The organism is Xylanibacillus composti, from assembly GCF_018403685.1.
Classification (GTDB): domain Bacteria; phylum Bacillota; class Bacilli; order Paenibacillales; family K13; genus Xylanibacillus; species Xylanibacillus composti.
The window spans coordinates 33,889-46,706 of sequence record NZ_BOVK01000021.1; the positions used below are offsets into that span (position 1 = coordinate 33,889).

Sequence of the window (12,818 nt, forward strand, 5' to 3'; positions counted from 1 at the left end):
ATGGGGTGAAGCTATGCAGAGATTAACTTGAAGGAGGATTTGTAAGAGATGAATCCATGGGGAAAAAGCTTGGAACAATCATACATATGCAACAGGAGGAGAGGCTTGGTGAGGTTGTGCATCGCTTTGCTGCTCATGCAGTCGTTTCTGATCACGGTACCCTATGACAACGTGTCTGCTCAAGGGAGTTTTCATCCAGCCTTGAGTGATCGTTCGGGAGGAATCCTGCAAATCGCAGGAGGGCGGAATCATTCCTTAGCTTTAACAGCGGACGGGAAAGTGCTCGCCTGGGGGGAGAATAAAATTGACAAAACCATGGTCCCCATTGAAGTCCCCGATGAAGCGCAGTCCAATATTGTCTCGGTGAGCGCGGGAGATAATCACTCCCTGGCTCTCACAGTAAGCGGCGAGGTCATCGCCTGGGGGGGAGCAGAGGGAACCGATGTGCCGGAGGAAGCGAAGAGCGATATCGTAGCCATTGCTGCGGGACCTGGTGCCTTCCATTCGTTAGCCCTCACATCTTCGGGAGAAGTCATTGCCTGGGGGAGAAACGACTACGGACAAACGGTTGTACCTGATGCAGCGAAAAGCGGCGTTGTCGCCATCGCGGCGGGATATTGGCATTCTTTAGCGCTAAAAGAAGACGGAGATGTGATTGCGTGGGGAGATAAGAGTCGGGGAAAACTCAATGTGCCTGAAGAGGTGCAGGGCAATGCAGTAGCCATTAGTGCAGGAGTTCATCATTCTTTGGCATTAACTGAATCGGGGAAGGTGTTTGCTTGGGGGAGAAACGAATTCGGAGAATCTGATGTGCCGGAGGAAGCGAAAAGTGATGTTGTCGCCATTGCGGCAGGGTATGCACATTCTCTTGCCTTGAAGTCTGATGGATCTGTCATTGCCTGGGGCATTTCAGACAACACAGAATCGGACGACCACGGACAAACGGTTGTACCTGATGCAGCGAAAAGCGGCGTGATCGCGATTGCAGCGGGATTCTATCATTCGCTTGCCTTGAAAGAGGATGGGACGATCGTGGCCTGGGGTGATAATCGTTCAGGTCAACTCAACATTCCAACAAGTGATCTCAAAACGATCAAACTGACCGATCAAAGTGGTGGAGAATTGGAGTTCTTGTTTGATGTTTCGGAGCAGGAATACACTGTTCTAATTGATAATAGCGTCACTTCAGTGAATGTGCTGGCTACATTGGAAAACCCGGAGTATGCCGATGTGTATGTGAATGGTAAGCGACAATCCGATCAGGTCGAAGGAGTCAAGGTCGAAGTTGAAGGTGAACAAACAGTTGTTCAAGTGAAAGTATCCCCTTATTTGCAAGAAAGTAAAACGTATACGATCAAGCTCTTACGAGAAGCAGAGCCAGAGCAAGTATCGAAACCAGTCGCCAGTCCTGCGGGCGGTGCAGTCCCGGCAGGTACAATGGTAACATTGAGCACGACAACGGAAGGAGCAACGGTTTACTACACGACGGACGGCAGTATGCCGAGCCGCAGCAGTATGGAATATACCGCGCCCATCGAAGTGACTGGGGGAATGACGCTTAAGGCCATTGCGGTGAAGGACGGCATGCTCGACAGCGAAGTGCTGGAGGAGCATTACACGATCCTACCTCCTGATCAAGTCGCCAAGCCGATCGCCAGTCCTGCGGGCGGTGCAGTCCCGGCTGGTACAACGGTGACGTTGAGCACGTATACGAACGATGCAACAATCTACTACACAACGGACGGCAGCGAACCGACGAGCAGCAGTGCCGAATATACCGCGCCCATCGAAGTGACAACAGAGATGACGCTCAAGGCGATTGCTGTGAAGGAAGGCATGCTGGACAGTGAAGTGCTGGAGGAACAGTATACGATTGCAACGATACCTGCACCGGCGAATTTAACAGCTTCGGCGGCTGATCGTTCCGTTACATTAAAGTGGGATGCGGTTACGGAAGCAGGCAGCGTGACTTATGCGGTTTACCAAGCGGAAGGCACATCAGTTCCTGTCGATCCGGCGAACTGGAAGCTCATTCAATCGAATGTGTCGGCGAATTCCTACAATGTCACGGGATTGACGAACGGAACAACGTATGCATTTGTAGTGAAGGCTATCACTGTGAAGGGGGCCAGCGATTTCTCCAATGTAGCGATAGCGACCCCAAGAGCACCAGGAGGTAACAGCGGTTCCGGTGGTGGCGGGGGCGGCCGTGTGTTATCCAACAATGCGGATCTTGCGGATCTGCAAGTATGGGTGGAAGGGAAATTATTGAAACTAAGCCCTTCATTTACTTCTGGAACAACAGAATATACGGCCCGTACAGAAGGCGAACGAATTGAGATTGTGGTCAAAGAAGCTCACTCCGCGGCGAAAGTGATATGGAAGGGCAAGGTAATTACGGACAGTATTCAAGTCGATTTGGAGGAAGGCGACAATACGATTGAGCTAACGGTACAAGCGGAGAATGGCACGAAGAAAACCTATACGCTGACCATTTATCGTGAAATGCCAAAGCCAAATGAACCGGTTATTGCATTTACCGACATCGCTGGACACTGGGCGGAGGACTATATCATGCGTGCTGTAGAGAAAGGCATCGTCAGCGGTTATCCAGATGGCACATTTAAACCGAATCATCCAGTCACACGCGCCGAGTTTACTGTGATGCTGGCAGGTGCATTGAAACTGGAAGGTGACGGCTCCGCGCTAACTTTCACGGATCATGACCGGATCGGCGGATGGGCGAAGCAAGCCGTTGCGCAGGCCGTACAAGCGGGCATCGTGGATGGATACAACGATGGCAGCTTCCGGCCAAACGCACAGATCACCCGCGTAGAAATGGCGGTGATGATCGCTCGGGCGTTACAACTACAGCTTAACGCGAATGCGTCAACCGGCTTTGCCGATGATGAAACGATTCCGCAGTGGGCGAAAGGTGCGGTCGAAGCCATCCGCAAACTTGGCATTGTCGATGGCCGCGGCGGAAACCGGTTTGTGCCGAACGAAACGGCTACCCGTGCAGAAGCGACGGTGATGCTGCTAAGATTGTTGGATAGATGATAGAGCATCGTGCTGACAAGTATTTCCCTCCGATTGGGAAGCGATCAGTTCCGACGAATCCGGGGAACAACAGCAGTGCGTGAACAAGGCCATGCTTGCGATGGAAAGAATTGATCTGGAAGCCTTGGAGAAGGCGAGGAGTGGACTTTATGACGGACAATGATGTGGAACTTGCGGTCTCCGCACATTAGAAAGGAAGTGAAAGGAAAATGAGACCGTTTAAATCATCCGTTCTGTTGGCGGCGTTAGTTCTTTTTTTCGGATGGACCTGGACACAACTGTTTGGGAATGTCGGCATATCGGTTCAGGCCGCCGATGACGGTGCATTCGCGCCGTCAAGCAGTGATTTTGCTGGTGGAGACGGTACAAAAGAAAACCCATATATCATCGAAACCCCTGCACAACTGGACAAAGTGAGAAATTATCTGGATTCCCACTTCAAGTTGGGAGCAGATATTGATTTATTCCATTACAGTGATGGAGAAGGCTGGGAACCGATCGCATCAGGGTTTAACACTTCGCATCCAGAAACTCTGTTTACAGGCAGTTTTGATGGAAATGGTTTTACGATTTCGAATTTAGAAATCGACCGTGAAGAGCTCTGTCAAGGATTGTTCGCCGCAGTAGGGGAAGAAGGCGAGATCCGGAATGTGCACCTTGAAGATGTCACGATAAACGGGAGTAGCTGTGTCGGCAGTCTGGTCGGGCTCAATTATGGAGTTATTGAAAACGCCTCCGCCAATGATGGTTTGGTTCAAGGTGATGACTTTGTCGGGGGGCTAGTCGGCAGGCATTCAGGTGAACTGGTCGGCTCCCATGCAGATATTTTGGTTAATGGCGTGGATAGTGTTGGAGGACTTGTAGGACTTCTGAACGGCTTAAATGATAAAACGGTCAGCATTCGTGATTCCTATGCCTCCGGAGATGTTGATGGTGCAACATTTGTAGGTGGATTGATCGGAAGAAACGAAACTGATAATAAGGACAGTGTTAATGTAATAACGAATAGTTATGCGGAAGGGAACGTTACAGGCGATAGCCAGGTAGGAGGATTCATCGGCAGCAATGCCGTCTTACCGGGCGGTACGATCATCGTTCGAAATTCCTATGCAACAGGTGATGTAACGGGTCAGAGCCAAGTGGGTGGTCTCATTGGCTATAATGTCACAACATCCGGGTCGGATACTACCTTCGTAATCGCTCAAAATTATGTGACTGGGAAAGTCACGGGACCGGTCGATGATACGATCAATGGATTTATTGGTGAAAATTATTTTAGACCGGGTAGTGACATCATCGTGGAAAACAACTTTTGGGTCAAGGATCATTATTCCGATCCGATCCCTGACAATGGGTTTGGAACGCCAGTGGCAGAGGAAGACTTATTGGATCCGGATACATTTAGCGATTGGGACCTCACCGACGGATGGTACCATTACGAAGGTGAAATGCCATTTCTTCACTGGCAAAATCCGTTGATCTCCTGGGAGATTTCCATTGAAGAGAATGATTTGACTCTTGATGATTCGACCAAGATTATCGTGAAGACAGAGCATCAGAATGGTGATCAGTACAATGGGGTTAGATCCGCCAGATATACCATTGATCCCGATGTTCCTGAAATTGTACGCGTTGATTCTGATGGGACTGTCCATGCTGTCAAAGGTGGTAAAGCAACGATTACCGTATCTTTATTCGACAAGTCGGAGACTTTCGCCATCGTCGTGGACAGCGGAAGTCCGGAACCGCCGACGATCACCCTTCATCCCGACGGCTGGACCAATGCTGCCAAAGTGGAAGTGTCGATCGACCACAGCGCTGCTAACCCAAGGCAGACAGATGTTCACACGATACGCGTGAAAATCGGCGACGAGGAGTGGGAGGACCATCCATTTAACGGTACACCGATTCGCTTCGAGGTGACGGAAGAAGGGCAAACGAAGATCCAGGCGCAAGCGATGGATGACATCGGCAATAAGAGTACGCTCGTTGAGCGGACCGTGAAGATCAGCAGAAGCGGCCTGAAGCTGGAAGTGGATTTGTATTTTACCGATAATGACAGTCAAGCGTATCTCGGCGGAACGTGGACGAACCAAAGTGTGACCGCAGCGGTTTATGCTTCTCATGACCACGGGATCGCGCTGCGGCCCATTGCATATTCGTTGGATGAAGGAGCGGCTTGGGAGATTTATCATGATCCGCTCGACTTCACAACAGAGGGGCAGTACTCGCTTTGGTTCAGAGTGGAAGATGTATTAGGCAATGAAATGAGCGAGCATGTACTCATCCGTATCGATCACACGAATCCGGAGATCGAATTGAAACCCGACGGCGATGAAACCCTCTCGCGGACCATATCCAGTCAAGTCAACGTGAAGGACGACGGCAGCGGGATCGATGCCGCTTCCCTCCGTTATGTTTGGTCAACGAGTTCAGACCCGTTGGATGAACATGCCGACTGGCAACCTTTCATTAACCAAAGCACGTTGAGTTATGCAGACAAAAACGGCGGCGACTGGTATTTGCACATTTACGCCAAAGATCAGGTGGGTCAAGAGAGTTATAAAATATCCCAGCGCTTTCGTCTGGTGCGTGAGCCCGATCCTTCAGATTCGCCGAGTCCGCCTGCCTCTGCACGCTCCGGCAATGCGACACTGAGGGAGCTCATCTTGTCAGAAGGCGTGCTGACACCGGAATTTTCGGGGGACATTACGATGTACAAGGCTTTGATCCCGCATGATGCTGACAGCATCCAGCTCACGATCCGTGCTGCACATCATCAGGCTGGAATCAGCGTGAATGGTCGGCAAGTCCGGAGTGATCAGGGAAGCATTCGCATCCCCTTGCACACGGATACGGATATCATTGACATCGTGGTCACTGCAGAAGACGGAACGCGCAGAACGTATTCCATCACCGTGGAACGTATGCAAGAGGAGATGCCGGACCCGCCTTCCCCGGAGCCGTTATTTGCGGATATTGCGGGTCATTGGGCGGAGCCGTTCATTCAGGAAGCCTATGCAAAAGGCATCGTTGCCGGATACCCTGACGGTACGTTTAGGCCGGATCATGCCGTCAGCCGCGCTGAATTTACGTTGATGCTCGTTCATGCCTTGCGGCTGGAAGGAGAAGCGGGAGGCGATGCGCCTGCTTTTGCGGACGGGGAGCAAATTGGCGAATGGGCAAAGCAAGCGATTGATTTGGCGGCAAGGGCAGGCATTGTGTCAGGATATGAAGATGGAACATTTCGACCTGGTCGCCCGGTCACTCGTGTGGAAATGGCGGTGATGATCGCAAGAGCAACAGGAGCGGAGTTGACCGACCATGCGCACACCCGCTTTGCAGACGATGCCAGTATTCCGGCATGGGCGAAAAGTTACGTGGAAGAGGTTCGTATCATGGGCATCATTCACGGTCGCGATCGCAATCTCTTCGCGCCGAATGAGACGCTGACCCGCGCGGAAGCGGTCACCAGTATCCTGAGATTGTTGGAGCTGTTGTCACAATAAGGTTTGGTGCAGAAGCGCTTTTGCTTCTGCACCCTTTTTGGTACGCCCGGCATGGGTGCCGTGCTTTAGGGTGAAAGTCCCGAACGGGGGCTGTCGAGCGCCTACCGTTAGCCAAAAGTAAGGGTGTCCATCGTGAGGTGGAATCTTAAGGAAGCTGGAGGCAAACACTCGACCTGAGATACACGAATCCAATGTGAGGCTAGTACAGTCGGACGAGTCTGCGAAACAAGGCGAAGTCCTAAGCCGCCAAGGGCTGTATGAGTATATTGGACAGGTGCATGGATGAAAGTACGCATCCTTATCCGGGGAGGCCTGCATGGCACGCCATCTGAGGATGGTAACCAAGGCCGTAAGGTTTTGCTGAGCGTGCAGGAGTCAGCAGAGGTCATAGTGCGTGAGTAAGGGACGCCTGAAAAAGGGAAGGGCCAAACGTCAACTCAGGGATGGATCAGACGTTTTCGAGAACGACGCGTTGAAGCAGAATTCCTATGGAACTCCTTCAGGGAAGTACGGGTGAAGCCCAGAGGACCTTGAAGTGATGGTTAAGCGTCGTCCGGCAAACTCCGAGTCCCATGAGTACTGGCCGCTTATACGACAACAATTATTAGAAGGGGCCTATCAACGGCACCAGTCCGAAGGGTCGAAATCCCGAAACCCGACGGCGTTGTCAGATTATTTGGCATTTCGACTGTGGTAGATCGCTTTATCCAACAGGCTCTTCTCCAAGTGCTTACTCCTATCTTTGAAGCACATTTTGTCAATGACAATTGAAACCGATCGGGAAGATATAAAGCGGCTTTTTGCTCCGGTTGCACCGGGAATTAAGCTGCGAATTCAAGCATTAAGAGAAGTACATGAGGTAGGGATAACTACACAAGCGTCAATTTCACCTGTACTGCCGTTCACTCCGGATTTCCCAAAGTTACTGGAAGGTATCGTAGATCGGATATGGATAGATACACTTAATATCGGGGATGGTTCGATGGGGAAACACTCTGAACGACTCGGCATGCACCAGTTGTTCAAAGCCTATGGACTTTCGGAATGGTATCAAAAAGATATCCATCTCAGAGTAGAAAAGTACTTTAAGAAAACATTCCCTCAAGAAATGATTCATGTTTCCAAAGAAGAAGCTTTTCCGGTCTTTGAGAAAGGTACTTAGTTCAGATGAAACCATACCTGGATACTAATTCACAGGCTATATAGTTTGCCCCTTAAGGATAACTCTCAACATAACTGTCGCAATATAAGCACAAGATAAGACAAGGCTTTTCCAGAAAACCAACGAAATGGAGTCTATACATGTCAGTTAAACAACATCTGAGTTTAAGTGGTACTGCTGGCTTAATTGCAATGAGGTAACAGAAGATTTTGATCGTATTATTGCGAAACTATCTTCCGCTAATTTAGCTGAACTTCAGCAATAGAGCGTGCTAGTCCATGGCGATTTCGAAAATGCAGAGCACGCCTTAATTCGATTTCATTCCATCTGCCATACTGGAGATGTTTTTGGCAATAGGAGGGCAGAGCAAGTGCAGCTTGTTCATTCATTGCATGCAGGGTCGAGCGGCGGACAATGACCAGCACCTATATATAATGAGTAATCTGAACAACCTGCAGCGCATTAAGCTCTTGAATTATTCTTCGGGATCCCCCAGTTCACTAGCTTCCACCTTCAACGGGATTTTCTTCACTTTGTTCAGTTTCTTTACATGTAAAGCTGGTTATTGACCGAGATTTAATCGCGACAGCATTAAGTGGCCATTTTTATTTTTTTTCGGCAATAGATACATCCCATCTATTCTGTAACCGAGATTAAACTCTCGGAGCATGCAGATGATGATCTCGAAATACTCACATTATTTTCCCTCACATTGATTCATCATTTTTTTGAGCTTTCTGACAAAGCTCAGAACCTCTCTTGTTGGGACCATTTCTTCCATAATGTGATCACCTCGCCATCATTATAGCTCACGCTACCGGAGATTTCTAATCTCTGTACCAAGAGCTTTCTATCCTCTCCTATTTATTTTTTCGCAGAAAGGTCCGATTTTGGCTTCAAAATGAAAAGGATGATAGAGGGGCATGTCCTCTACTGTTTTTCCGTACCTTGAAAATTAAATACCATCCATTCCAGTACGTTCCCCGCATGCCTAGGAAAGCCAATTTGCAGGTGCGCCATGACCATTCTGCTTGTTTTTTCGATCTGTGTTTGAAGTAGCAGGGTGAGAGCGATTTTATTTTTGTCCGTGCAATAATAAATGGTGGTTCCATTTAAGGCGATGACCCATGCGGGGGATAATGATACTTCCGTCCAGCCACAGCTCTGCTTTAGGCAGATCACGCAATGGGGGCGGCTTGCAGCGATCCTGGGAGAGGTATTCGGACTATACCTATGAGGCCGTTAACCACCGGCCGCTGGAATTGGATTTATGCGATACAACCAAAACAAGGAAGAACAGAGATGCGTATAAGGTGATCGTCCTTTGTCGCATCTCTGTTTTAGATGTAATGAACCAAACAGGGGGGGCTTATGATGAGTCGAAAATTAATCAGATATAGCATGCAAATTGCCATGTTGAAACAATTATTGGCTCTGTCACTGATTACGGAAAAAGAGTTTACTCTTATCAAAAACAAAACCATGAAGGAATACGATGTTGTTTCAGACCTGACTTCTTGATTCGCACAATTGTTGGTCTGCTTAACTCTTATTACACTGATCGTGATAATAAGACGAAAGGAGCCTTAACAATGGGGTACGCAGTTGAAGTAATCAAAGCCAATCGGAAGCTATCAGATCGTGTTGGAGGAAGGCCAGACCGTCTGCGCGTTGCTCCTTATGCCAGAGTGAGTACCGACACGGAAGAACAGTTAAGCAGCTATAAGTCGCAAGTTGCTCACTATACAGATATGGTTAGCCAACGAAACGATTGGATATTGGTGGACATTTACGCGGATGAAGCCATCACGGGAACCCAAGTGAAGAAACGTGATGATTTCCAACGACTGATAAAGGATTGCATGGATGGCAAAATTGATATGGTTATTACCAAGTCCATTTCAAGGTTTGCCAGAAATACTGTGGACACTTTGAAATATGTTCGCATGTTGAAAGAAAGAAACGTTGCTGTATTTTTTGAGAAAGAGAATATCAACACGCTTACTATGGATGGGGAAATGTTACTAACCATTTTAAGTTCGGTTGCTCAACAAGAGGTTGAGAATATTTCTTCTATTGTAAAAATGGGCTTGAAAATGAAAATGCAACGTGGGGAACTGGTTGGATTTCAAAGCTGCCTTGGATATGACTATGATCCCGTTACCAAACAGATATCGGTAAACGAAGAAGAAGCTAAGATTGTACGCTACATCTTTGAGCGCTATATTTCTGGTGTTGGTGCATACGTGATTGCAAAAGAACTGATGGAATTTGGATATAAGACGAAAAGTGGGAATCCCGAATGGAATGATACAACTGTTCTAGGCATTATTAAGAATGAGAAATATAAAGGTGATCTCCTTCAGGGAAAGACGTTTACTCTCGATCCGATTTCCAAGCGCAGACTTGAAAATCATGGTGAGGAAGATCAATACTACATCAAAAATCATCATGAGCCAATTGTCAGCGAAGAAGTCTTTAACAAGGCACAGGATATATTGCACCGTAGAGGAAAAAATCGCGGGAAGCTTAAACAAGGCAGTAAACGGGAAAAATACAGTAGGAAATTCGCTTTTAGCAGCAAGTTGGAATGTGCGTTCTGTGGTTCCAACTTCTCTCGGCGGAGTTGGAATAGTGGTACATCGCATGAAAAGACAATTTGGCAGTGTACCACTAACACGAAGAAGGGAAAAAGATTTTGTCCGCACAGCAAAGGAATAGAAGAAAAAATTATTGAAGGTGCATTTATTGAAACGTACAAATTAGTTTGTAGTAATCATAAGGATGTGTTAGACGAATTATTAATCAGAATGGAATCCGTATTTAGTGACCAGAACAATCAAAAACAATTGAACAAAATTATAAATGAAATCCAGGCGATTGAACATAAGCGCTGTAAACTGATCGACTTGCATCTGGAAGAAAAAATAGACCGCCCAACATATGAGCGTAAGTTTGAGGAACTCGAATCCACGTTGACCGAACTGCTCGACGAAAGAGAGGGATTGGAGGAAGCGGCGCAAGAAGAAATCAATATCGAGAAAAGAATTGAACATTTCCGCAAAGTGCTTCAAACGAATGCCATCCTGTCTACATTTGACCGGAATGTGTTTGAGAGCGTCGTTGATAAAGTTATAATTGGAGAGAGCCTTAATGAAGGTAACCCTAATCCTTATAAGCTAACTTTTATCTATAAAACAGGCTTTACGAGCAGCGTTCAAGCCAAGATGGGCAGGCAAAATCGAAAAAAGCCCTCAGTAAATGAAAGGAGTGATTCATGTTCCTATTCCCAACTCAACACATGTGGAGTGTGCAGCGAGACTTGAAAGAAGAGAGACTGCCGATAGTTTGTAAGCCAGAACAGCTTATACCGTATTCTATGTACTGTTCAACAACTGTAAAAAGCTGTTCGTCCTTTCAAAATGGTCGAAGAGACGATAACTTTTGTCTATGCACATCTCAAGTTCTATGAATAATTTGTAATATCCTAGAACTGAAAGGTGTGAAGCAACATGATTCAAAAGTCTGCAACTATTTCTCAAACTTATCCCCGGCTCACGCTCTTTACTGATGAAAACTTCCGCGGAGCTTCGAGGGTATTAAGGGGCAATCTCGGTATTCGTACTCTCGATGACGTTATTAGTGGAGAAGACGCCGAAAGTCTTCGTTTCTTCTCCACAAGCGACAACGCCACACTTGTTTTGTTCACGCGTACAAGATTCCGCGGTAACTTCAGGATTTTGCGCAGAAACCGCAATATAGCCGATCTCGATGATCTCATCAATGGTGCGGATGTGGAATCGCTTATTGCTACGAATCAAAGATTGACAGTTGAGCAAGTGCGGGGAATAAGAAACTCTGGAACCTTGCCTTCTGGTTACAGGACGATCTAAAGGGTTGCCAGATTATAATTGATTTTGATGAATCACACTAATAGAACTAAGCAGTCAGTTGCCCAGACGCGACTAACTGCTTAGTTTTTTTAACGGTCTGCATATGTGTAATTTTCGATAAATTGAACGATAATGCGACGCGATACGTGGACGCGGACGGGTGCATGATCGCCATGAGCGCAGTCCAAGAAGGCGGCACCGTCAGGATCACTGTCAAGGATAACGGCGCCGGCATCGACCCTGTGGATTTGCCGCATATCTATCGCGGCGATAAATCGCGTTCCAGCGTATCTGGCGGCAAATGAGGCTTGGGGCTCGGTAAACGCACCACACATGTGGAGCTTGCAGGAAGAATTGAAAGAATGGATCTGCCTATCAAAAACAAAACTTTGAACAAACATGCCTGGTAGAACTGATTTCAAGGAGGATTTTGGTAAATTTATGCCGAAAATAGTCGTATCATATCTACGAGGTGATTAAGAATGATGTATTTCCTTGCCGTCTTCCTCCCCCCAGTAGCTGTATTACTAACCGGAAGATGGAGAGCCGCTATTGTGAATCTGTTTTTTACTCTCCTGTTTTGGATACCTGGTATATTGCATGCAGTTTTCATCTTGGCCCAAACGAGAAGCAGAATGAAGATTGAAGTTGCTGCAACAACCGAAGTAGCGCAGGAGAAGAATTTTCGAGAATTCACGGTCAACATTGCGGGGATTACATATGAAAATGATGACGGGTCCTCACGCATAAAAATCGCAAAGTCCTGTAGAGCTGGACAAAAATTAAATCTGGTCAGAGATCCGGATAATCCTCACGATAAAAATGCCGTAAAGATCATGACAGAAGACGGAAGACAGCTGGGTTTCCTAGATGCATCGACTGCTGCAGAATTACAAGCAACATTAAAAGGAACATCAAATACCTTCAGCAGTACAGATGCAGCATTCGTCGAATCGGGGGAATTTGAAAATGATAGGCGGGAAACAAAACCATATGCCAAGATTCTCGTTCGCAAATATTATAAGAGTAAGACAAATAAGTAGGGAAAGGAATAGGCCCCGAAGCTAAAATAGGTATAAGAAAGCTTGTGTCTGCACGGAATATACCTGAATCTGCATAGCCTGGACCGAATATAACGAATAATAGTTCGGCGCAACCCACGGTTCCGATTTCTCGGGTCTGTCAAAGATTTTG

The 12,818-nt window shown here is 47.3% G+C and carries 8 protein-coding genes and 3 pseudogenes; all 11 read left to right on the forward strand.

All coding sequences use genetic code 11. The annotated features are described in order from the left end of the window. Window positions 1-108: 108 nt before the first annotated feature. A complete protein-coding gene (locus tag XYCOK13_RS08690) occupies window positions 109-3,060 on the forward strand; it encodes a chitobiase/beta-hexosaminidase C-terminal domain-containing protein (RefSeq protein WP_213411736.1) in 2,952 nt (983 codons plus the stop codon). A gap of 209 nt (window positions 3,061-3,269) precedes the next feature. Next, the gene (locus XYCOK13_RS08695) at window positions 3,270-6,569 is read left to right on the forward strand and encodes an S-layer homology domain-containing protein (RefSeq protein WP_213411738.1); all 3,300 of its coding nucleotides are present in this window, start codon (window positions 3,270-3,272) and stop codon (window positions 6,567-6,569) included. A gap of 577 nt (window positions 6,570-7,146) precedes the next feature. Beyond that, window positions 7,147-7,325, forward strand: a pseudogene (locus tag XYCOK13_RS21875) (group II intron reverse transcriptase/maturase); the annotation flags it as partial. A gap of 4 nt (window positions 7,326-7,329) precedes the next feature. Continuing rightward, a complete protein-coding gene (locus tag XYCOK13_RS08700; RefSeq protein ID WP_373314362.1) occupies window positions 7,330-7,731 on the forward strand; it encodes a hypothetical protein in 402 nt (133 codons plus the stop codon). A gap of 154 nt (window positions 7,732-7,885) precedes the next feature. Further along, window positions 7,886-8,125: pseudogene (locus XYCOK13_RS21880) on the forward strand (GTP cyclohydrolase); the annotation flags it as partial. A 980-nt stretch (window positions 8,126-9,105) separates the two neighbouring features. Further along, complete coding sequence (locus XYCOK13_RS08705) at window positions 9,106-9,252, forward strand: SHOCT domain-containing protein (protein ID WP_155609838.1); 147 nt, start codon at window positions 9,106-9,108, stop codon at window positions 9,250-9,252. Window positions 9,253-9,323: 71 nt separating this feature from the next. After that, window positions 9,324-11,057, forward strand: a complete 1,734-nt coding sequence (locus XYCOK13_RS08710; protein WP_213411740.1) for a recombinase family protein — start codon at window positions 9,324-9,326, stop codon at window positions 11,055-11,057. A gap of 186 nt (window positions 11,058-11,243) precedes the next feature. Then, the gene (locus XYCOK13_RS08715) at window positions 11,244-11,624 is read left to right on the forward strand and encodes a hypothetical protein (protein ID WP_373314363.1); all 381 of its coding nucleotides are present in this window, start codon (window positions 11,244-11,246) and stop codon (window positions 11,622-11,624) included. A gap of 122 nt (window positions 11,625-11,746) precedes the next feature. Further along, window positions 11,747-11,929 carry an ATP-binding protein gene (locus XYCOK13_RS22135; protein ID WP_373314364.1) on the forward strand — a complete coding sequence of 61 codons (183 nt, stop codon included), beginning with the start codon at window positions 11,747-11,749 and terminating at the stop codon, window positions 11,927-11,929. A gap of 180 nt (window positions 11,930-12,109) precedes the next feature. Next, a pseudogene (locus XYCOK13_RS22140) lies at window positions 12,110-12,229 on the forward strand (YqaE/Pmp3 family membrane protein); the annotation flags it as partial. A 30-nt stretch (window positions 12,230-12,259) separates the two neighbouring features. After that, complete coding sequence (locus XYCOK13_RS08720; RefSeq protein WP_244865080.1) at window positions 12,260-12,667, forward strand: HIRAN domain-containing protein; 408 nt, start codon at window positions 12,260-12,262, stop codon at window positions 12,665-12,667. The last annotated feature ends 151 nt before the right edge of the window (window positions 12,668-12,818 follow it).